This window comes from Paenibacillus sp. DS2015 (assembly GCF_050433705.1).
Taxonomy (GTDB): Bacteria; Bacillota; Bacilli; order Paenibacillales; family Paenibacillaceae; genus Paenibacillus_AQ.
In genome coordinates, this window is sequence record NZ_JBNPWS010000012.1 from 1 (window position 1) to 24,289 (window position 24,289).

The 24,289-nt window shown below is 40.9% G+C and carries 16 protein-coding genes; all 16 read left to right on the forward strand.

Translation table 11 applies throughout. The annotated features are described in order from the left end of the window. The first annotated feature begins 375 nt into the window (after positions 1 to 375). Positions 376 to 951: a TetR/AcrR family transcriptional regulator gene (locus J2T13_RS12185; protein WP_429371567.1), complete on the forward strand. Its 576-nt coding sequence runs from the start codon at positions 376 to 378 to the stop codon at positions 949 to 951. A 67-nt stretch (positions 952 to 1,018) separates the two neighbouring features. Further along, a complete protein-coding gene (locus tag J2T13_RS12190) occupies positions 1,019 to 2,851 on the forward strand; it encodes an alpha/beta fold hydrolase (protein WP_429371569.1) in 1,833 nt (610 codons plus the stop codon). A 166-nt stretch (positions 2,852 to 3,017) separates the two neighbouring features. Next, complete coding sequence (leuC, locus tag J2T13_RS12195) at positions 3,018 to 4,439, forward strand: 3-isopropylmalate dehydratase large subunit (RefSeq protein ID WP_429371571.1); 1,422 nt, start codon at positions 3,018 to 3,020, stop codon at positions 4,437 to 4,439. A gap of 26 nt (positions 4,440 to 4,465) precedes the next feature. After that, positions 4,466 to 5,068, forward strand: a complete 603-nt coding sequence (gene leuD, locus J2T13_RS12200) for a 3-isopropylmalate dehydratase small subunit (RefSeq protein ID WP_429371573.1) — start codon at positions 4,466 to 4,468, stop codon at positions 5,066 to 5,068. Between the two features lie 303 nt (positions 5,069 to 5,371). After that, the gene (locus J2T13_RS12205; protein ID WP_429371575.1) at positions 5,372 to 6,400 is read left to right on the forward strand and encodes an ABC transporter substrate-binding protein; all 1,029 of its coding nucleotides are present in this window, start codon (positions 5,372 to 5,374) and stop codon (positions 6,398 to 6,400) included. A 371-nt stretch (positions 6,401 to 6,771) separates the two neighbouring features. After that, a complete protein-coding gene (locus J2T13_RS12210; protein ID WP_429371577.1) occupies positions 6,772 to 8,196 on the forward strand; it encodes an N-acetylmuramoyl-L-alanine amidase in 1,425 nt (474 codons plus the stop codon). After that, on the forward strand, positions 8,197 to 8,907 hold the full coding sequence (locus J2T13_RS12215) for a GerMN domain-containing protein (RefSeq protein WP_429371579.1): 711 nt from the start codon (positions 8,197 to 8,199) through the stop codon (positions 8,905 to 8,907). It begins immediately after the preceding gene. Between the two features lie 328 nt (positions 8,908 to 9,235). Then, positions 9,236 to 10,621: an N-acetylmuramoyl-L-alanine amidase gene (locus J2T13_RS12220; protein WP_429371773.1), complete on the forward strand. Its 1,386-nt coding sequence runs from the start codon at positions 9,236 to 9,238 to the stop codon at positions 10,619 to 10,621. A gap of 26 nt (positions 10,622 to 10,647) precedes the next feature. Then, positions 10,648 to 11,331, forward strand: coding sequence for a GerMN domain-containing protein (locus J2T13_RS12225; RefSeq protein ID WP_429371581.1), 684 nt, complete (start codon positions 10,648 to 10,650; stop codon positions 11,329 to 11,331). A 133-nt stretch (positions 11,332 to 11,464) separates the two neighbouring features. Then, a complete protein-coding gene (locus tag J2T13_RS12230) occupies positions 11,465 to 14,140 on the forward strand; it encodes an S-layer homology domain-containing protein (RefSeq protein ID WP_429371583.1) in 2,676 nt (891 codons plus the stop codon). Positions 14,141 to 14,225: 85 nt separating this feature from the next. After that, the gene (gene nth, locus J2T13_RS12235; protein WP_429371585.1) at positions 14,226 to 14,900 is read left to right on the forward strand and encodes an endonuclease III; all 675 of its coding nucleotides are present in this window, start codon (positions 14,226 to 14,228) and stop codon (positions 14,898 to 14,900) included. A 34-nt stretch (positions 14,901 to 14,934) separates the two neighbouring features. Further along, complete coding sequence (locus J2T13_RS12240; protein WP_429371775.1) at positions 14,935 to 15,207, forward strand: NAD/NADP transhydrogenase alpha subunit; 273 nt, start codon at positions 14,935 to 14,937, stop codon at positions 15,205 to 15,207. Positions 15,208 to 15,695: 488 nt separating this feature from the next. Beyond that, positions 15,696 to 16,562, forward strand: coding sequence for a copper amine oxidase N-terminal domain-containing protein (locus tag J2T13_RS12245; protein ID WP_429371587.1), 867 nt, complete (start codon positions 15,696 to 15,698; stop codon positions 16,560 to 16,562). Positions 16,563 to 16,822: 260 nt separating this feature from the next. Beyond that, the gene (locus J2T13_RS12250) at positions 16,823 to 18,070 is read left to right on the forward strand and encodes a stalk domain-containing protein (RefSeq protein ID WP_429371589.1); all 1,248 of its coding nucleotides are present in this window, start codon (positions 16,823 to 16,825) and stop codon (positions 18,068 to 18,070) included. Between the two features lie 361 nt (positions 18,071 to 18,431). Next, positions 18,432 to 22,082, forward strand: coding sequence for a dynamin family protein (locus J2T13_RS12255; protein ID WP_429371590.1), 3,651 nt, complete (start codon positions 18,432 to 18,434; stop codon positions 22,080 to 22,082). Between the two features lie 415 nt (positions 22,083 to 22,497). Continuing rightward, positions 22,498 to 24,270, forward strand: a complete 1,773-nt coding sequence (locus tag J2T13_RS12260; protein ID WP_429371592.1) for an ABC transporter ATP-binding protein — start codon at positions 22,498 to 22,500, stop codon at positions 24,268 to 24,270. Positions 24,271 to 24,289 lie beyond the last annotated feature (19 nt).

Consider the following 24,289-nt stretch of genomic DNA (forward strand, 5'->3'; position numbering starts at 1 on the left):
CATGAAAGAAGAACATCGGAAAGCCGTATGAAGGAAAACTTCACGTACGGTTTGATGAGGAGGGGCTGAAATAATATTCAGTCCTTCACTCTAGCCACGCATGGCGATTAACTAGGTGGTGAAAGTCCACTGTGGGGTTTGTAGTTACCAACCACTAGTCAAGAGCAAGGGTGTCTATCGTGAGGTGGAATGTGAAGGAATCTGGAGGCGAAATTCCTACCCAAGGAACACGAATATTATCAGGCATGGGATATTGGTTGAGCTATAAAACAATTATTCAAGGAATTCAGATAATTTATGCTCTAGGAACAGCTCCTATTTATTGAACTATTTAGAGTTGTTGACAATATCATACTAGTACTATACAGTACTAGTATGAAAACTAAACATTCTAACCGTGAAGTTATCCTTCGAGTTGCGAGGGATTTATTTCTAAGCAAGGGATATATGGTTACTAGCATGGATGAAATCGTTACTGAGAGTAAAGTTTCGAAAACGAATATCTATTATTACTTTAAAAGCAAAGAAGAGTTATTGTCAGCTATTATTGAACGGATGATTGTGCAATATGACGGGATGATGAAGAATATAGCGACACAATCCGAAATTTCTGTCATGGAGCGTATGAATAAGCTTATCGAATTGTTAACTGAGCAAGATGTTAACTGCTTGGGGGGATGTCCTTTCTTAACTTTATACACACAGGCTCCGCTAGATACGGGACAAATGAGGGAGCAGTTCAGTCACTTTTTTCAAAACCAACGTTCCATGATTGAACAATTATTAGCAGAGGGAATCGAGAAGAAGGAAATCAACGCTCATCTGCCTGTAAAATCAATTTCAGCACTGATTATTTCTACGATTGAAGGGGCGTTGTTTTTGCGTCATGCTAGTCAAGATGAGGATATTGTAAAACAATCGGTTCAAGCTTTAGCGATCTTGCTAAAGTAATTTTTTTTCTTATTTTTAGTACCATGTAGTACTAATGTAGAATAAGCATGTTGGGAGGAGGGTACAAATGGCACATCTATTTCTTACCGGGGGTACGGGGTTTATTGGACAGAGCCTAATTAAGGATATCGCGCGGAGAGGGGATCAAATGACCGTCCTAGTGCGTTCTATAGATCGGTTTGATCAACTCATGAGGCAGAGCGGACTGAAGCAACACCTTGAGTCTATTATTCCCGTTTCAGGAGATTTGACTAAACCTCACTTAGGTTTGAGCGAATTGGATTGGGAACGAGTTATAACGGCGAATATAATCATTCATGCTGGGGGTCCGATGGATATTCAACTCGATAATCAACAAGCACATCAAGTTTTTCTTGAAGCAGCAGAACATATGACGGAGTTGGCAGGACTCATTCATTCTACCCAAACATTACGGCACTTTATCCACATTGTAGGCTTTAAAAGCCCTATTCGCGATGAAGACTTGGCAAACCCCGAAATGATTCTAGAGGCACTGAAACAAGAGGCGCCTTATGAAAAGGCAAAGTTTCTGGCTGATCTCCATATTAGGCAGGAAAGCATGAACAAGGGATTTCCACTGTCTGTCGTACATCCGGGTGTCGTCATTGGTGATTCAGCAACAGGAGTCACAGAGCAACTTGGTGGACTAGGTATATTGGTGAATGCCGCGCGAAGAAAAATGATGTCCATTGTACCTGGAGGAAAAGAATATTGGCTACCCCTTTTCCATCTCGACCATGTTTCTTCGTTTATCGCCGCGCTCACCCTAGAGGACAACCCAGCGAACAAAACATATTATTTGCTTAATTCGAGAGAGGATAGCCCCAATATGATGCAGCTTCTCACGACAATTAACCGAGAGCTTCGTGTTCCTAAACCATTAGGCACGTTATCTCCTTCGTTGTTATCTAAAGTGTTAGGTAATCGTCTGGGTAGAAAGCTAAGAATTCCAAAAGAGTCCTTAAGTTTTGTTGTTAACGAGTCATTTTCACTTGAAAGTGCCCGACAAATCCAACTTAAATATCATCTCGATTATGTCGTAAATTCATCCACTTTACCGCACGTCATCACAGACCTGGATTTTCGCTTTTCTCATTCGGCCGCTCATCACGCTGATTATCATCTCACTAGAAGAGGCAACTTAGCGACCTTAGAAAACAGATGTGAAGATGGAGATCCGATTCTCTTTCTGCCAGGAACATTCAGCGGAGCGGATTGCCTTGTACCCCTTGCACAGAACTTTCAAGACTCTAAGGTTTGGTTGGTAGATCTCCCCGGTATAGGACGATCTCCTTATCATCACACAACAAATGTCATTGAGGGTCATGTACAGGCACTAATAGACGCGATAGTAACGCATAATACATCGGTAACCTTAATCGGTCATTCCTATGGAGCACTCCTTGCCGCCAAGGTGATGGAACGAATACCGGAACGTATCCATTCCATACATTTGATGCAGCCGATTTTTCATATGGCGCCTGCTCAGTTCAAGTATCGTTGTATAATAGAAATGATCCTACCTTATATAACCGAAGCTACTTTTAAGAAATCTCTGCTTACTCAGACTTGCTTTGACTCTGTATCACAAATTCCGTCTGATTATATCCAATATGTATTGGACGATCTAAAGTCCCCCCGAGTTAGGAAGACGCTTGCCGAGACCTTGTCTGAAGTGACTAACAAAGACAACTTTCATCTGAATCCAGAGGTCTGGGATCAAAAGAAAGTTAGTATTTTGTGGGGGGACCACGATCTGAAATATCATATTCCGAAACGATATCGTCATTTGCAAACCCAACTGTTGCCATATGGTCATCATTTTCCAATCTCTCATCCGCAAGAGACGGCGCAATGGTTACAACAAATAGTTCGTTAATAACGTTAAAAAAAAATTTTAGAATACCTTATAGTTAAAACCTATAGCTTTTATAGAAATTATATCTTGGAACAATCAAAGCGTTGATGGTATCATTGATATCAATCAAGGGATGCCTTAGTGAGGCAAATCTTCCAAAGTTCGAATTCAAGATGGGGTGAATATGATGAGTAAAAAGACAATGTTTGAGAAAATTTGGGAAAATCACGTCATTCATCAAGAAGAGAGTAAACCTAGTATTCTGTATATTGATTTACATCTCGTTCATGAAGTGACATCTCCACAAGCGTTTGAAGGACTTCGTCTTAGTGGACGCCAAGTTCGTAGACCTGAACTAACTTTTGCAACGATGGACCATAATGTTCCAACACAAGATCGTTTCAACATTAAAGACCCAATTTCTAAGCAACAAATTGATACACTTTCACAAAACTGTCGAGATTTCGGTGTTAAATTGTATGATCTTGATTCAATCGATCAAGGTGTAGTACACGTTATGGGTCCTGAGCTAGGACTAACACATCCAGGTAAAACAATCGTATGTGGAGATAGCCATACTTCGACTCATGGTGCTTTCGGTGCATTGGCATTCGGAATTGGTACAAGTGAAGTTGAACACGTACTTGCAACACAATGTTTACAACAATCCAAAGCTAAAACAATGGAAATTCGTTTTGTTGGTCATCGTAAAGCTGGCGTAACGGCTAAAGATATGATTCTAGGCGTAATCGCTAAGTATGGCACAGATTTCGCAACAGGTTATGTTATTGAATATACAGGCGAATCGATTAGAACGCTAACGATGGAAGAGCGTATGACGGTATGTAACATGTCCATCGAAGGTGGAGCAAGAGCAGGTATGATCGCTCCAGATGAGACGACATTTGAATATTTACGTGGTCGCCAACATGTACCGCAAGGTGTAGCGTTTGATAAAGCTGTTGAAGGCTGGAATCAGTTGTTGACAGATGAAGGAGCTTCATATGATCTAATATTGGAATTTGATGTAGATTCATTGATTCCGCAAGTGACCTGGGGAACAAGTCCAGGTATGGGAACAGACATCACTTCTAAAGTTCCAGTTCCGTCAGAGTTGCCTACAGAGAACGAACGTAAAGCAGCTGAGAAAGCATTGGAGTACATGGGACTTACACCAGGTACACCTATTACTGAAATCACAATAGATTATGTATTTATTGGATCATGTACGAATGGTCGGATTGAAGATTTACGTGCCGCAGCTGAAGTAGCTAAAGGTTACAGTGTATCTGAGCAAGTGACAGCAATTGTTGTTCCGGGATCAGGGAGAGTCAAGATACAAGCCGAAGAAGAAGGGCTTGATAAAATATTTACTGAGGCTGGATTTGAATGGCGTGATGCAGGTTGCAGTATGTGTCTTGCCATGAATCCGGATGTATTGCAGCCTGGCCAACGTTGTGCTTCAACATCGAACCGTAACTTTGAAGGACGCCAAGGACGTGGTGGACGGACGCATCTTGTATCCCCAGCTATGGCAGCGGCGGCAGCGATCGAAGGACGTTTCGTTGACGTTCGTGATTGGAACTTTAAGACTGAAGTAGTTAACTAAAGCTAAGAAAGAGAGGGATAATCCATATGGAAGCATTCACTAAATTAACAGGTATAGTAGGACCCGTGGATCGGGTTAACGTAGATACAGATGCCATCATTCCTAAACAATTTCTAAAACGGATCGAACGGACAGGTTTTGGACAGTTTTTATTTTACGAATGGCGCTTCGATGAAGAAGGCAATGACATCGAAAGCTTCGAATTAAATAAGCCTCGTTATCAAGGTGCATCAGTACTCGTATCTAGAGCCAACTTCGGTTGTGGATCATCACGTGAGCATGCTCCTTGGGCTATCATGGACTATGGTTTTAAATGTGTTATTGCACCTTCATTTGCAGATATCTTCTATAACAACTGTTTTAAGAATGGTATTCTACCGCTTAAATTGTCAGAAGAGCAAGTGGAAGACGTGTTCCAGCGGACTGCTGCACATGAAGACTACAAGATGCATGTTGACCTGGAGAATAACACGTTGTCAGATGATTATGGTCTGCATATCGATTTTGTGCTTGATGAGCACCGTCGTCAATTCTTGTTACAAGGATTGGATGATATCGGCTTAACACTACAACATGAGCCTGAGATTACGGCATACGAGCAAAAGCGTGCTAGCCAAGTACTGGTATAGTCTTCACTAGTAAATGATTAATTTGGATCTTCTAAGTTCTTGTTCACAAGGACTTAGAAGGTTTTTTGTTTCGTTCGTTAATAATAGAAAGTGGATAGACATTCTAATTCCTATGATATATCCAAATGAATAATGCATTAAATAGTATTTATTGAATAATTTGGCTGTAAAATCAGAATGTTCAACTCAAATATGAAAAAAAATTGACATCAAATATGATAATGGTTATCATTATCAGCAGTGTTAAAATAGAACAATACATAAGACTTCCAATTAAATAGGGTCTTACAAGGGGGAAACAAAGTGATTTTAGGAAAGAAAAATAAATTCATGGTTTTGTTTATAAGTATAGTTATTATGTCCTTAACTCTTGTTGCATGTGGTGGAGGCAACAACGCAAGTAACACAAACACAAGTAACACAAACACAAGTAACACTAGTGGAGCTAATACTGCAGAAGAAGCACCAACAGTGACAGAGACACCTGCTGTGGGCACAGAGAGAACATTGACAGATCCGTTGGGACATGAGGTTAAAATTCCTGCGAATCCTGAGAGAATTATAGCTTCTTACCTGGAAGACTATCTGGTTACCTTAGGAGTAAAACCAGCGGCGCAATGGTCAGTGGCAAATGGGATTCAGGATTACCTACAGAATGAATTAACTGGAATTCCTACGATTCCTTCCGATTTACCTTATGAAGTCGTTGCAAGTCATAACCCGGATCTAATTATTCTTGGTGGAAGCAGTATGGTAGAAGGGGATAAATACGCACAATATGCCAAAATCGCCCCTACGTACGTGCTCGGAGATGAGATCAACAATGACTGGCGCCAAGCGTTACTGAAGATTGGAGAAGTTCTTGATAAGAGTGAGGAAGCGCAGAAGGCGCTTGATGACTATAATGCTAAGGCAGCGGATGCAAAAGCGAAAATCCAGGGGGTTACTGGGGGAACGAAGTCGGCAGCAGCGATATGGCTGGTTGGTAATCAATTTTTTGTAGTTAGTGAAAAATTGTCGAGTGGTTCAGTTCTGTATGAGGATCTAGGAGTAGCTGTACCAGAAACAGTGAAGAAGCTATCGGATTCTGAATGGAGCTGGAACGCAATCTCACAAGAGGAAATAGCTCAGATGGATGCGGATTATATTTTCCTCATCAACAGTGACAAAGCAGACGGTTCCAAGGCCCTCCAGGATGCAGTCTGGAAGAGTATTCCGGCTGTTGTCAATGGTAACGTGTTTGAATTTGAGAAATCTAGCTCATGGTTGTATTACGGAGCGACTGCTAATTCACAAACAATCGACAATATTGTAAATAGCTTAGTGAATTAGATAATAACAACAAAGAAGGTATCCTGCAGCCAAGGTGGCTGGGGATACCTTCTTTGTTATTGTTCAAAAGCAGATTCGTTAAAAAAACTGAACATGGATGGAAATTAGTGAATGTCCATAGTTCAACTGAAATTATCTTCTATACACTATCCGAGTTTTGATTCAGCTTTCACCTTTTGGAAAATTTATGATGATTATTTGTAGGAATAAGCAGGATAGTGGTTCCTAAAGCGAGAATATTGTCTTAACGGATAAAAAAATTATAAGGTATATTGTCGTCGTTAGGTAGTTGTTTAGCATAAATTTGTCAACCGAGGTGGATAATGAAGAAATTCAGTATTAGTTTTATGTTGCTATGGTGTGTTTTTTTTATGTTATTATCAGGTCAAAGTCATGCAGCCACGGAATCAAGATTGTTTCTAGATGGTAAAGAGCTTAGCTTACCCGAGAAAGTTGAGATCGAGAATTTGGATGGTAATGTGATGATTCCTATTCGAGTTGTCGTGGAGAATCTGGGGTTCAAGGTAACTTGGAATCAGAAGAGTCAAAGTGTTAAAATTGAACAACGGGATAAAGTTGTTCAACTCGTGGTAAATGATCTAATGGCTACAGTGGATGGCAAACAGGAAAGTTTAAATGCTGCTCCATTATTGCGTAAAGGATCCGTTGTCGTGCCCATACGGTTTGTTAGTGAACAGATGGGAATGGAAGTAGACTGGAATAATGTAGACAAAGTTGTTTCTTTGATTACACCAGTCATAGAACCTACAATTAAAGAACCCGTTAAAGTCCCACCGACTACAGGAAGTGGGACTTCGTCCCCGACCACAGCACCCGTAGTGGAACCATCAGTTATGTTATCTCAGGTTAATACTATTCAATTTAGTGAAAATCAATTAAAAATTTCATTAAGTGCGAGTGTTCAGCCCAAAATCTCTAGGTTAACTGGACCTGACAGAATCGTGTTAGATTTACCAAATACCATGTTCTCAGATTCGTTTAGAGCTTCACAGGGTCTAGATAACAAATTAAATGGTAGATTGGAAGTGAGTGGATATCCCGACGTATCAGGTGTAAGATATTCACTGTTTAGTTCTAGCCCTTCTACAGTTCGTGTGGTTATAGACTTAAATTCTGCAAAGAAATATACACTATTAACTGAGACTACGGATTCTACTCTTATTACTGTTCAACTACGTGAAGAAGATAGCGTAAATATTGATCCAATTGTTCCTAACGTACCTGCTGTTAATGACGGACGTAAAAAAGTCGTGATTGATGCTGGACATGGCGGTTCGGATCCAGGCGCTACCAGTATATCTAAGAAGATGGAGAAAGATTTTACTCTGGCAGTTGCTCTAAAAGTAGAACAACTACTCTTGCAAGAGCCCGCTATTGAATTGATTATGACACGAAATTCGGATGTTTATCCTACATTGCAAGACCGTGTAGATCTGGCAAATAATATGAATGCCGACGTATTTGTATCTATACATGCTGATAGTTTTTCTCCAACTGCTAATGGAAGTCAAACATTCTATTATCAACGAACAAATAGTAAGGCATTTGCGAATGTGATACACAAATATTTAATTAAAGCTACGGGTTTTAAGGATCGAGGAGTTACTGAGAATGGTTTCTTTGTAATTAAAAAGACTAAAATGCCAGCAGTATTATTGGAGGTAGGTTTCTTGAGTAATAGCGATAATGAGGCGTTGCTATTTACGGAGGAGCTTCAAAATAAAGTCGCACAAGGGATTGTAAATGGAATTAAAGAATATTTGGGAATCAAGTAAGTGATTCCTCACGAAGGGCGTGGCAAAGTGAATAAAAGGGTAACCTGTATAGTTGCACTAGCTCTTATTATAGTGTTTACAGTAGCATGTGGACAAAAGCCATTAAGTGGCACAGATTCTCAGTCATCATCTAATACTGTCAATAGTTCCAATAATATAGCTACGGATAATAAAGAGGGCAACAGTACAAATGCTGATATTGAAAATCCTACTGTGGTAGATAGTACAGAGCCTGTAATCGAGACGACTCCACCAGCTAAAGCGACGGATTCAGACTCTAAAGAAGAAGCGCAGGAGGGTGATACAGTAGCTGGGAATAAGCAAAGTGAGACGATTACCTCTTACTATACTGATTCTCAGGCAATGGAACTGGTTAAATCACAACAAGAAATACAATATAGTAATGATATTGAGAAATATATAGCAGCATTCGAGACATTACAGATCGATAGCAATCCTGAATTCATTCCTTTGTGGGGTAAAGTTGAGCTGAAATCTTTAACTTCATCGAATGGCGAGCTTTCAATTGACATCCATCTACCAGATGAAGCACGTCTAGGCTCTGGGGGCGAAATGTTCGCGCTGGAAGCTTTACAGAATACCTTGTTCCAATTCAAAGAGGTTAAGTCTATTGATTTGACCGTAGACGGTGAGTCTTCTGAGAGCCTAATGGGACATGTTGAGCTAGAGCACCCTATGGTTCGCAACTAAATAATTCCTTTGAGAGCTAAAGTATAGCTGGTTTTTTATGAGAAGAGGGGGAGTGCAGAGATTTATTTCTGTTCTACCTCTCTTCTTTTTATAGTGTGTTTAGAGTGTCTTTAAGTGCTAAATATGAATAATAAACCTAATATTCATGATCCAAAGTGCATAAATACGCAATCGTTATAGTTAAAAAGACGGAAGGAATTTATGAGAAAAGGAAGATTTACGCAACTTTTATAGTCGTAAGACGTCTAAATAGATGTTGAAAGGGAGGAGTGAACCAGTGAGAAGAGTCAGCAAAGTATTAACTATACTAGGATAGTAGAGGTGAATGATGAAGAAACTTAGCTTTCTGTTGTTAGTGCTAGTCTTCGTTATGGTATTTCCAAGTAAAGGACAAGCCGCCACGGCAAATTCTAATATTTTCTTGGATGGTAAAGAATTAACCATAACAACTAATGCTAAAATTGAAAATGTCGATGGTAATATCATGATTCCAATTCGTGTCGTCGTGGAGAATCTGGGGTTTCAAGTCGGATGGGAGAAAAAGACGCGCACGGTAACCATACAGGGTAATAGTAAAACTGTTAAGTTAGTTGTGGATTCGAAGAGTGCGATTGTCGATGGTAATGAGGTAACGCTGGAAGCTTCCCCATTATTACGTAGTGATACTGTATTAGTTCCAATTCGATTTGTAAGTGAAGAAATGGGTTTACAAGTGAATTGGGATAATGCAACCAAAAGGGTAAATCTTATTACCCCAGATAACGGAACTGGAAACACAACGCCTGGTAACGATAGTAATAATGAGGGACTTGCCACAATTGATGGTCTTAGTTATAGTGAAAATCGTTTATTCATGGCAACAACAGGTAGCATTCAACCTAAAATAACTACCTTAACTTCACCTGATCGTATCGTGATTGATGTTCCAAATGCTAAATTCGGGAATACATTTGTTCAACCGCTTGATCAGAATTTACAAGGACAGTTTGCGGTAGACGGGTATCCAGATGTATCCAAGATACGATATTCGCTTTACAATAATGCGCCATCTACAGTTAGAATTGTTGTAGACATGCCCTATTCTAATCATTACACACTTAGTAATCAAGGTGGCTTATATACCTTAGAAATGGACAAAGCAGACCCTCAACCAGAGGTACCCATTGTCAATAATGGAAAGAAGATTGTTGTTATTGATGCAGGTCATGGGAATCAAGATCCAGGCGCAGTAGGTGTTACAGGTAAGAGAGAGAAAGATTTCAATCTAGCCGTAGCACTTAAAGTTGGAAACCTGCTTAAAAAAGAATCGAATATTCAATATGTTCTGACACGTAATAATGATACCTTTCTTGAATTAAAGGAACGGGTTAAAATTGCAAATGATATGAAGGCAGATGTATTTGTATCTATACATGCCAATGCGAGCGGCTCATCGGTTGCCACCGGTACCGAAACTTATTATCAACGGGACAGTAGTAAGTCATTTGCTAATATCATGCATAAGTACTTAGTTAAAGCTACGGGCCTTAAGGACCGTGGTGTTAAATACGGTAACTTTCATGTGATACGTGAGACTAAAATGGCAGCTGTTCTTTTGGAGGTAGGATATCTTAGTAACAAAGGCGATGAATCAGCTCTTTTCAGCGAGGCATTACAAAATAACGTTGCTGAAGGTATCGTTAAAGGGATCAAAGAGTACCTAGGAATTAAATAAGCTGGAATCCTCAAAGGAGGCGGAACATGAATAAGAAATTATGGTGTATTGGACTTCTTGTCTTGGTGATGGTTGTAGGTGTCGCTTGTGGACAGAAACCTACGACTCAACCCAGTGCAAGTAATGATAAAGCTAATTCGGTAACAGATGGACAGGGCGCGGTCACTTCCCCTGAGGAGAGTACTGATGGATCAAATAACAATGAATCAGAGGAGGGAATCATCATTACTCCTACTACTCCTGAGCCGACGCCAGAGGTAACTCCTCAGGTAACTCCTGAAGTCACTCCTGAAGTCACACCAGACTCAGTAGAAACGACGGCTAAGAAGGAAACGATTGAAGTCTATTTTACGGATCCTCAAGCCATGGAGTTAATGAAATCTAAGCAAGAAATTACCTATAAGAATGATACTCAGAAATATGAAGCGGCGTTTAAAGCTTTAACAAGTACAGAAAATTCTGAGTTGATTCCACTGTGGGCAAAAATAGAATTGAAATCACTTGATATCAAAGAGGGCGCAATCACTTTAGATATTCATCTTCCTGATGAAGCGCGTCAAGGTGCGGGTGAAGAACAATTTGCGATTGATGCACTAAGAAAGACGTTGTTTCAATTTGATGAAGTGAAATCTATTGAATTATTGGTGGATGGCGCAAAAGGTGAAAGTCTGATGGGACATGTCGAACTTGAACATCCGATGATGAAATAATAGAATTTAAGCAGGATTGTTATCTCGTTTGTCGAATTTAATATGTTGGCTTTATTTGTTTATTAAGAGAGGGGAATATCAGATGCACTCCAAACGCAGCAATTATATAAAATCCCAAAAGGTGGTTTCTGCCATGCTGGTTAGTATGGTGGCCTTGAGCTCGGGAACAGCCGCTTTTGCCGACGAAGTAACGCCAACAACTTCATCGGCAACGGTTACTTCCAGTAGTTTGTTCAGCGATGTTAAGAACGGATATTGGGCAGAAAAACATATTTATAAATTGGCTTCACAAGGAATTATTATTGGTAATAAAGGATTATTCCGTCCTAATGATTCTGTAACTCAGCAGGAAGCGATTACGATGGCTATTCGCTTTATGGGTCTCGAGGATCAATTAAATTCAGACAAAGACATCAAACTTCCTACTAATTTAACAGTAGGTAACTATTATAAATCGTATGTTGAGCTTGCTTTGAAACAAAATTTGCTAGAGAAGAACGTTGAAATGGACGATGCTACGCTTAAAACATCTTGGGGACAGAAGCAAGCAAGTCGGGAATGGATCACCCAAATCTTAGTGCGTGCTATAGGTAAGCAGAATGAAGCTGCGTCTACGGCTAATAAGGCAACATCATTTGCTGATAATAGCAATATTTCTGCTTCCAAGTTAGGCTTTGTGAATTTAGCTGTTGAGTTAGGTCTTACAACCGGCACGACAGGTAACCGATTCGATCCTCGAGGTGCGGTTACGCGTACCCAATTGGCAACTTTCTTCAGTCGTGCAGGAGCCTATAATAACACTGTATATGCTAACGCGTCGGAAGGAATTGTAACGAGTATTAGTAACAATACTCTTGGTTTATATGTAAATGGTAGTATACGTAACTTCTCTTTGGACAATAATACTGCCTTTTTCACTAGTACTTCCGATACTAAAGTAGCGCTATCAGATGTGAAGTTGTATACGAAAGTAATGGTTCTTGAGAATACGGGCAAAGCAAGTTATGTGGAAATTACGGACCCGAAAGAGCAATTAGAAACGATTGAAACGACATTTGAGCGCATATTCCCTGGGAATATGCTAGGTGTATCGGATAATACATCTTTTGATTCTTATAAATATGATGCCAATACAGTCTTCTTGGATCAGAATAACAACAAGATTGAGCCGTCAGAACTGACTGCTGGAAGTCGAATTCTGATTAAGCAGGAGAACGTGACTGCAGCTAAAAATGTACTTGTGGTGCAGATTAAATCTGGCGTAATAAATAAGAGTTCCAATGGAACGTTGCAGAACGTTGATGTGAACAACAAAACGGTGGCGATTAAGAACGCAACGGGATCTTTAGAGAGTTATAGTTGGGATGAAAGCTCAATTATTCGATATCAGAACAAAATTTTGACCCCAGCTGAGCTGAAGAATGGCTCGGAGATTAAATATACGGTGAAGAATAATGTGATTCAGAGTATAGAGGTCACACAAGCTGTAGAATATACACTTCGAGGCACTATTTATGAACTTGGAGCAAATGGGACTACAATCACATATAAAAAGGAGGGTGGGGCACTAGAAGTGAAGCTTCTGGTGGATCAACCTGAAATTGTGATTGGAGGAATAGATAAGCCGGTATTAGCCGATCTAATTGCCGATTCTACGGCGGGGGATCAAGTAGAGTTAACACTTAACCCACAGGAACAGGTAAGTAGGATTGCAGTCCTTAGTAGACAGATGGAACAGAAACCTGATGCTACAGTCGTATCATATGATGTGAAGAATAAGTTGCTAACGATACTGGATGCTAATAAAAAGCCGTTTGTTGTTACTTTGGATGCTAATACTAAGTTTGCTTACAATACGACAACGCCTACACTGGCGGGAATTGAGCCTTTACTAAGCAATAATCGTAGAATCAATCTTAGCTATATTAGTAATCGTGCGCTATCACTTGAAGTGCTCTATAAATATGAGGGTACTGTAACAGCAGTGGATACAAGTGCTAAAAAACTGACTCTTCAGTTAACGAACGGACAAGTGGTGACTATTCCTTACCTCTCACCGATTATTGAAAGTTATGGTATTGCCAGTTCCAGTATATCTGATGTAAAATTAGGGACTGCTGTGACGGTTATGATGACAGATAATCAAGATAGCGTGAAAAGTATTCTTGTGAAATCATCTAAACAGTACGAAGTGACTTCCGTTGATCAGGCTACTAGTCGAGTTACAGTTAAAGCAGACAATCTGAACAGTCAATTGTATTTGGATAAAGCTGTGATCGTGGGTGACGGTGGACAAATTTCACAATTTTCTAATGTACAGGTGGGGAATATCATTAATGTAACCTTCAATGGTTATACTCCTACTACAATAGAAGTAGTTAAATTGTTGACTGGAGAAGTGGTAGCTGTAGATGCGGCGACACAGAATGTTACTGTGAAGAATTATAATGGAAGTACAGAAACCTATAAGGTTCAGGGCTCCTTCAAAATTGTACGTGAGGGCCAAATTAGTACAAACTTGAACAGTCTCTTACCTACGGATCGCGTTGAGATTCGTAAGGGTGTAGACGGATATACAACGTTGAAAGTGTTGGGTACAACGACTCGAGATTTCTGGAAGTATGATAGTATATCACGAGAATTGTATTTGAAAATCCAGACGACAACAGAAAAAAACCGTTTCGCACTGTCACCAAATGCATATATTCACCAAGGTGACACTGTAATTACCGTGCAATCTCTCAAAGAAAATGATAATATTGTAGTGTATTTCAACAATGATATAATTGTGGAAATACGTAAACAATAATCTGCTTTGGGAATGTTCAAGAAATACACCGTCTTGATACGGAATTTCCTGTATCAAGGCGTTTTTTTTGCAGGAGGCCATCATCATGAATGCTGAAACAGTACGACATATTCTGAACACTATACGCGAGATGTTTCCAGATGCACATTGTGAATTGAACCATCGTAATGCGTTCGAATTGACGATTGCAGTGTTACTCTCTGCGCAGTGTACGGACGAGATGGTGAATAAGGTAACGAAGGATTTATTTCAAAAGTATACATCGCCCAAGGATTATGTTGACGTGCCGCTGGAGGAATTGGAACAAGATATTCGTCGTATTGGTCTGTTTCGAAACAAGGCTAAGCACATTCAGAACTTGTGTAGAATTCTAATTGAGCAGTATGATGGAGATGTTCCTCATGAACATGATCAATTAATTCTGCTTCCGGGAGTAGGTCGAAAGACGGCTAATGTCGTTGTATCCAATGCATTTGGAGTACCGGCTATTGCGGTAGACACGCATGTGGAGCGGGTATCCAAACGTCTGGGTCTTGCGGGTTGGAAAGACTCTGTACTTGAGGTCGAGAAGAAATTAATGAAGAGAGTTCCCCGTGAAGATTGGACAGAAACTCATCATCGACTTATTTTTTTTGGACGCTATCACTGCAAGGCACAGAACCCTCAATGCCAAGTCTGTCCGCTGCTTGATGTATGTCGTGAAGGCAAAAAACGTATGAAGATGGCCCAAATCAGAAAAGATAAAGAAGATATTGGATAGTGAAAAATAGAGGTGGAGAAGGATGGGGTATAAAATGAAGTGCATATCCGTATATACAAATAACTTTGAACAGTTTTCTGACATTTTTGAAGATGTTGTAGAAACAAAATTTGCCGAGAATGAAGAAAAGGAAGTGGCTGGTATTACTGTCAGCGACTCTGGCGAAGTACCTGAACATTATTTGGAACGTATGTCTATAAAACCTGAAGTGGTAGTGATGAGAGATAAATCACGTGGCGTAACCATTCTTCAACATGGTAGCGTATTTGAAATTCTGATTCCAGATCTTGAGAATTCATTAGCGTAGTTATTTGCAACAGAAATACTGATAATCAATAGCCTTTACAAATCCGAATGTGGCTTATCTAATCCCCTTTAAGTAATCATTCGTACCCCTCAGGTTTTTATGAGGGGAACGAATGACCTTGGCGGGGATTTTTAACATGTTCAGATGTATCTATTTAATAAAATCAATCAATGGGTATCTGAGTTAGATGGACACTAACGATAACATTACGGAAAAGAACTAAGGCAATATTAGGAAAGAATATATGAATGAGGCTAAGGCATAGTTCGAATACGAACTATGCCTTTACCATATGTAGGCCGTATAAGATCATGCACCTGTAGAGCCTTATTCGGGGGAGTTAATATATAGGTAACAAACAAAACACCTGAATTTGATACATAGGTCATTATAAATTGCGATCTACAAAAAAAGAAACTTTTTACATTTATATTGCGTCTATACTAAATGCAGGGAAAAACCAAAATTAACCAAGGAGGTTGATCCGTTTGAAATGGAAATCATTTTTTCTCACTTGTTTTGCCATGTTTTTTGCAGTGTCAACGGTACAAGCAGCCACACCTATATCAATAGTTGTTAATGGCAATACCGTTAAAACAGACGTTGCTCCTTTTGTGAAAAATGACACCACTTTTGTTCCGTTGAGAAGTATTGAACAGATTGAAGGACTTTCAATAAAAAGCTGGAACAACAAAACTAAAACAATTGTAATTGCTGACCCTAGCCAGCAAATGACGTTTCGTGTAAATAGTCAAAATCAATCGGAGTCACCGCTAATTAGAAATAATCGCGTAATGGTCCCTATTCGCTTTATAGCTGAGAATTTTAATAGTGATGTAGCTTGGGATCCTAATACAAAAACTGTCCATGTAGCAAAGATAAATGACAAGACAAAAGCAAATTTGGATTCGGCAGACTTAACTAAGGCCCGTGTTGCTGCGATTAATATTCCGAAAATTTCTACTTTAAAAGAACTTACTTCAGGAGAAAGCAGCGCGGGCTCCTTTCAATTGTTTTTTCCTGAAGGAAAATCAAATTCATTTTTTACGATAGGAAACGGTATTATCAATTATTACGAGGTTAAATCAAACGCAGCTTGGCTAACATGGATTGGAAAAATGGGTGGAACACAGAATAAAATTTGGTTTCTAACAAACGCCGGTATATCAAGTGAAGTAGGAAAACGACCTATAATCAATGATCGGTTATTTTTTTATAACATCTCTGCACATTCAGGGCAGTCCCAGTATGGGTACATCTCCACTAATGGAAAAGAGACGATACTTGGAAGCAAAGATATTGAAAGTTTAAATGATTTATATCCAATCCAGGATGAAAACGAAGCAGATAATTGAATGAAAGAGGCAGTATGGAGCTTTGGTAGTTCTAATACTACCTCTTTGGTGTTACGCTTGACTAAGATTTATACAACATCATAGGTGCCCAATTTTCCTATAGGAACTGGGAGAATAAGTGCTTAACATCGCTCAAAAAGGTTAATGGTTATTTCATTTACTATTAATTACTAGTTTAGTAGACTAATCGAAAGTATAACGATAGAGTTAAGGGGCGGCTTATACTTGAATTCATATAATGATAGATTTGGAGGGTTATAATGAAACGATTCAGTAAAATATTATTATGTCTGGCGATTTCAGTGGGCGGCGTAGTGAGTTTACAAGAGAATACAACACAGGCGGCAGCAACAAGCGGGGTACATATTATGTTAGACGGATATCCGCTACCCTTCCCGGTAGAACCTGTGGTGATGAAAGGAACCACTATGGTGCCTTTTCGGGCGATATCTGAAGCATTAGGGATTAAGGTAGAGTGGAATCAGGCTGCGAAGAAAATTAGTGCATCCAAGGAAGATCCAGCGGGTAAAAAAGAAGTTGTCTTAACGATGGGAAGTAAGAGTGCCATTGTGAATGGCGGAACGGTGAAGTTGGCGGTTGCACCACAAAGTATTCGTGGCACAACCATGATTCCTCTGAGTTTCTTCAGCGGACAGTTTGGTGCAGAGGTGTCTTGGAACCAGGCGTCAAAGACGGTATCCATCATTTCACCGAAGAAGGATATGTACACTTTGGGATTTTATGCGCAGGGCGCATACGGTGAGGTTTCCCTGATTCCGAGCTTTGATGCGATTGCGTTTGGATGGAGCCGGATTGATCGTAGCGGGCAATTCACTACGTCAGGAGATGAGTTCAGATGGCCGAAGCCTGCTGGATCTGTGACACCAGAATCTATTGTTAGTGATGCAGCTGCGGGGGGGACAGATCCTTATCTGATGGTCTACTCGGTGGATGGTAAGCTGGAGTTGACGAAGAATCTGGAAGATAAGCAGCTTCAAGAGCAGACGATCTCAGCAATTGTTGACACGGCATCACAAAAAGGATTTAAAGGTATTGCGCTCGATCTGGAAGGGCTAGGTCTCACAGGTGATAAGGCGAAAGTGCAAGCCGAGTATAATGCTTTTATCAAAAAATTATCTGTACAAGCTCGTACAGTAGGACTAAAGGTAACCGTTATTCTTCATCCATTGAACAGCTCTTATAAGGGTTATGATTATAAAACGCTTGGAAAACTTGCGGATGACCTGATCATTATGGGCTACGCATATGAGGATGAGTCCCGTCCTGAACCGATGAATAAAGTGGACGAGGGCATCCGACTAGCTCTACAGGAGGTAAGTAAGGAAAAGCTGATTCTTGGGATATCCGTGTATAGCGAGAATGAGGATTCCGTTAATGCTAAGATTGGACTTGCCAAACGATATGACCTAAAAGGTATTGCAATCTGGCGGTTAGGAATTATTGGACAGCCTGCTTGGAATGAGATGAGTAAATCAGTGGAACTGTAGAAGATTTGTATCTTATTGTCCATATAAACAAAACAGGCTGCCCAAGAGGTAGCCTGTTTGAATTAAGAAAATAACGTAAGTTGTATAGACCTGCGACAATAGACTGCTTAGATGACTCTGATAAGCTAACCAGTAATGATTAATGAATATTACAGAGAAATATTGATTTGTTTTTCTCATTCATAATGTAAATTTGCTGCATTCTATTTATAATGTGTGAGGTGGGTTAAAATATGTTAGATTATTTTAATTGGGAATCTTCACCTGCGGCTATTATACTGGAGAAGTCTGATTAAGTATTATGATTTGTTTCTAAATATATAGCTAGCAGATAAATATTTTATAAGGAGAGAATTCATTCATGGTAGCGCAGTCACAACGAAGTGATGTAAGTGATGTAAGTGAGCTTAAGGTTCAATTGGAAAGATGGAATGATTCGAAGTCTGTGAAGCTAATGGATGATCTATTACATAAAAAAGCATCAGGTGAGCTGACGATCGCTTTGTGCGGACATTTCTCAGCAGGTAAATCCAGTCTAATTAACACATTATGCGGAACAAAAGTGCTTCCCTCGGGTCCAATACCGACAAGTGCTAATGTTGTCTCTATTCGTAATGGACAGCCACGTGCGCTTATATATCCAGCGGATTTGAGTCCAACTAGAGAGGTCTCCTTGGATGAGCTTGAGGCATACTGTACGAATGGTGGAGATTATTTATCTATTAACGTATGGGCTGATATTCCTTGGCTTGGAGATTCGGGTGTGTTAATGGATACACCAGGTGTGGATTCAACAGACGATGGACACCAGAAGGCAACTCATTCGGCTCTTCATTTAGCGGATGTGGTCCTGTATGTGATGGATTACAATCATGTGCAATCAGAGAACAATCTTGTCTTTGCGAAGAGCTTGTCCGAATGGGGTAAACCTCTCTACCTTATTGTGAATCAGATTGATAAGCATCGTGATCAAGAGTTGCCTCTGTCTGTATATCAGCAAGAAGTAGAGGCTGCCTTTTCACGTTGGCAAGTTACTTATAAGGGACTTGTTTTTACTTCTTTGAAAAATATGGATCATCTCTATAATCAATTTGAGGATCTCAAAGATTTAATAGGGAATCTGATAATGAAAAAGGAGGAGCTATTAGAATATAGCATCTCCTGCTCAGTTCATCATGTTGTAGAGGACGCAGCACAGCAGTTCTGTGATTCTCATGAGACTGAGAAAGAGTCTCTTCTGGAAGAAATGGGTGGAGAAGATCATGCACTTAAGCTCCAGACGGATCTCGCGAGAATAGAGGAGTCGATCAAACAACTAGAGGTGTTTCCACAACAAGAACGAGAGGCATTACGTGAAGAGTTAAGTATTTTATTAGATAATGCTAATCTTATGCCGGCTGAGTTACGTGAGATGGCTCAGGAATATCTAGAAAGTCGCAAGCCAGGATTTAAGAAAGGGTTATGGTTCTCAGGAAATAAGACGGCGCTGGAACAAAATCAGCGGCAGGATCGACTTGTACATAGGTTACAGGAACAAGTTGCTTCTCAGGTGGAATGGCATGTTCGAGTACTGTTAACCCGTTGGGCGGAAAAGCATCAGTTATGGGAGGACACTCATCTGCAAATGATGGATGAGATGATGCCTGTTATCCATTCTGATATTCTCGAAAGTTCAGCACACATAGATGCGATGTTATCAGGTGAATATGTGCTGAATTATTGTAAAAATGTCGCCAATACCATTAAAGGTCAATACCGTCGCAATGTGCAGCAATTTACGGAGCCGTTGTTGGTGCAGCTAGCGGAGAGATGCACGGAGCAACAAGGGCAGCAGCGCATACAGTTGGCCGAGCTGCAACAGCAATCGGCCGCCGCCTCGCGCTACGCTTCGCTGCTGCGCGAGGAAACCGCGCACGCGGCAGCTCTAGCCGAGCTGCTGCCGCCGCGCCGCGGACTCACCCCCGGCCTCCTGCCGATGGTGAGTCCGCTACAGCCGCCCGCACCTGCGGTGGCGGCTGCTGCTCAAGTGGGCGCGCTACGCGTTGCGCCCACAGTGAGCCCCGCGGCTGCGCGCGGCGGGGCGGACCTGCCGCATGGCGGCGCGACTGGAGGTCGCCGCCAGCGGCTTGCGGGCGCAGCCGCGCAGCTGCAAGCTGCGGCAGCGCTGCTCGCGGGCTACCCCGCGATGGCATCGGCCGCGCGGGGGCTACAGAGCCGCGCCGCTGCGCTCGAAGGCGGCGCGTTCACGTTGGCGCTGTTCGGAGCATTCAGCGCCGGGAAGTCCTCTTTCGCCAACGCCTTGCTGGGCGAAGATGTACTGCCTGTATCGCCGCATCCGACTACAGCGGCGATTAATCGCATTTTGGCACCGCATGGCGATTTTTTGCATGGTACAGCAAAGATTACAATGAAGTCGCGGGAGGCTTTTGCAGAGGATTTGAAACTTTCGCTCGGCATGCTACATTTGAGTGGATCAGATATTGATAATTGGCGTGAGGTCATCTTGCCACTTTCCTCAGAAGGCATTCATCCTGCTGGCTTGCCTCATTATGGTTTCCTCAAGGCTGCTGCCACGGGTTGGGAAGCGGCGCAAGGATTATTAGGGACTGCGCAGATTGTGGATATAGGGCAATACCGTTCCTATGTAGCAGAGGAATCTAAATCCTGCTTTGTGGAGAGCATTGATCTATTCTACAGCTGTGATCTGACGGAGCAGGGCATCGTGCTCGTGGATACACCAGGCGCAGATTCTCTTCATGCTCGTCATACCGGTGTAACTTTTCAATATATGAAACATGCGGATGCGTTAGTATTCGTGACTTATTATAATCATGCCTTCTCTAAAGGGGATCGTCAGTTTTTAGCTCAATTAGGGAGAGTGAAAGATAGTTTTGCATTAGATAAAATGTTCTTTATTATTAATGCTGCGGATCTCGCCGCATCCGATGATGAGTTGGAACAAGTGAAGCAACATGTGAAATCTAATTTACAGAGTAGTGGTATTCGATCGCCTCACCTTTACGCTCTGTCAAGTATGAATGCTTTAGATGCGAAGGTAAGAGGGGATGGAGGTCAACTCTTATCCTCAGGGTTTAGTTCATTTGAACAGACCCTAGCTGATTTTGCAGGGAAGGAATTGCCCAGTTTATCTATTCAAGCAGCTAAACAAGAGATTGTTGCAGCACGGAAACGTGCTGAGGGGTGGGATAAATTATCTAGACAGGATGAGGTCACACGAAGTGAACGACTTCTGCAACTATTTGAAATTCGGAGTAAGGTCATGGGAATGCTTGAAACATTCACGGATACGGAGGATCAGCAGCACCGAGAAATTGAACAAGAGACGAAGGAATTGTTATTTCATGTACGTCAACGAATACAGTATAATTTAGGCTCTTTCTTCCAAGAAGCATTTCATCCTTCCTTGCTGAAAGATGGGATCGGTTCGCTTAAAGAGATCTACACGGATTGTGGACGTGAACTGGAGAATTCACTCCTACGTGAATTGGATCAAGAGCTATGGGCAACGACGTTACGACTAGAAATAAAATCTAAAGCTATAGTTCAAGACGCAGCATTTAAACTTACAATCCAGATCAATGAAATGGATGAGAGCCTTCTCCTTACCCCATTGAAAGAGACAAAGGAATGGTCTGTACCTGAATTAGAAGATAGTAAGCTTGTAGAGCCCGTGAATTGGAGTTCAATGTGGTCAATGTTTAAAGGACCGAAGTTGTTTTTTGAAGGGAATGGGCGTGAGAAGCTAAAGTTGGCTGTGGAGCCCACGCTGAAAGAAGGTCTAAGTGCAGCTTCTCTGCATCAGCAACCTTTACTCATTCACTTTTATGTTAATCAATTACATTTATATTTACTACAACAGAGAGACGCTCTGAAAGAACAACTAGAAGAAAATCTTGGAGCGATGGAAAGTTCATTACAATCGCAAGAAGCTACAGAAAGTTGGCGTAAATTAGCTCGAAATTTAGAAGAGTTTGAACAGATTATCCTGTGAAATGGGAATAACGTCCAAAGAAAGGAAGCGCTTTTACAGCGTTTCTTTTCTTTTTATCAAGTTTGCAAGGGATATGGAGTAAATTCGAATAATTAATAAGGAGTTCCAGATTCTCTCAAGTTATTGCCAAATGCATCGGATAACTGGCGGATTATGCTCCTTTATCCTCTTTGCCGCCTTGTCAAGTCGGTGTTAAACTTCAATGACGTTCATAAGTTTGTGAATGAATTACATAGATCAAATGCATCTATATAGAATGAACTAAAGGATGCCGAGATTCGTCTTTAGTTCAATCTATCGATATAGAATGAACTAAAGGATGTCGAGATTCGTCTAGTTCAATCTATCGATATAGAATGAACTAAAGGATGTCGAGATTCGTCTTTAGTTCAATCTATCTAAAAGGAGGAGTAACATGAATGTTCTCAAGCAACTGCAGAGCTTCTTCTGGGATAAGCGAAGTTTTCTGTTCTTATCCATTCTCTGTTTAGCTATCGCAACTGCGCTAGGGCTAGTTACCCCAAATCTGCTGAGGATATTGATTGATGATGTCATTTCGCCGAGGCAATTTGAGAAAGTACCGATCATTTCCCTTACGGTCATCGTGGTTGTCATTTTAAAGGCAATCATGCAATTCTTAAGTGGAATGCTTGGGGGAAGACTAGGGAATCACCTTGCTTACCGTTTACGTAATGCCTGTTATGAGAAATTGCAATTTTTATCTTTTCGATATTATGACACCGCTAAGACCGGAGACTTGATGTCGCGCCTAACAGGGGACTTGGAAGCTATTCGTAACTTTGTCGGTTTTGGGCTTCCGCAAATGCTTAATACGGTATTCATGGTTGTATTCGGGTCGGTTATGATGTTGTCGATTAGCTGGCAATTATCACTGATCACATTGATCAATGTTCCCTTTCTAATTTTTATTGCCTTGAAATTCGAGAACCGAATTCATCCAGCATTTCAAGAAATGCGTTTGGCGCTTAGTGCACTAACGACATCTGTACAAGAGAATGTTACTGGTGTTCGGACGATTAAGTCATTTGCGCGGGAGCCTCATGAAGTAGAGAAGTTTGGGGTTCGGAACGAAAGGTACAAAACGAATCAAATATTCACCGCAACTGTGTGGAGTCGCTTTTTTCCTCTAATGGAGCTTGTAGCATCGATTAGTGTCGTTATCCTACTTGCCGTAGGTGGCACCTTTGTTATTAATAAATCGTTATCTTTAGGTGAGCTAGTGGCTTTTTTTAGCTTGATTTGGTATATTATCGGCCCCATGTGGAACATTGGCTTCTTAATTAACAACTATACCCAATCGGAAGCTTCGGGAGAACGTGTGTTGGAACTACTCAACCACCCGATTGATGTACAAGATCGTGAGGGAGCGGTTGAACTAAAAGCAGAGGATGTGAAGGGTCGAGTAACTTTCGATCATGTCACATTTGCGTATGGCAATAAAATGGCAGCGATTACAGATGTTAACTTTGATACACCACCAGGCGCTGTTATTGGATTTCTAGGCGGCACAGGTTCAGGGAAATCAACCATTATTCAACTGCTCATGCATGCTTATAATGTGAATGAAGGAAGTATTAAGCTTGATGGGGTAGATATTCGAGATATAACGGTTCATAGCTTGCGTAGTCAGATGGCTTCAGTGTTTCAAGAAACATTCCTATTCTCTTCTAGCATTCAAAACAACATATCCTATGGTCTCAAAGACGTTACGATGGAAGAAATTATCCGCGCAGCTGAGCTGGCAAAAGCTCATGACTTTATTATGGAAATGCCAGAGGGTTATGATACGGTCGTCGGAGAACGAGGTATGGGGTTGTCAGGTGGTCAGAAGCAGCGTATCGCAATTGCACGTGCATTGCTTAAGAATCCTAAGATATTGATCCTAGATGATGCAACGAGTGCAGTGGATATGGAGACTGAACATGAGATTCAATCTGGATTTCAAGAGGTTATGAAAGGGCGTACAACATTTATTATTGCTCATCGAATCTCGTCTCTCCGTCATGCTGACGAAATTCTAGTGTTGGATCAGGGTAAGGTTGTACAACAAGGAAAACATGAGCAATTAATAGCTGTTCCAGGTCCTTATCAGGATGTCTACAACATTCAATATGCAGATCACATTACTCGGATATCCAGTGAAGTAGAAAAGCAGGTGAAATCATGAATACGGAGAGGCAACATAA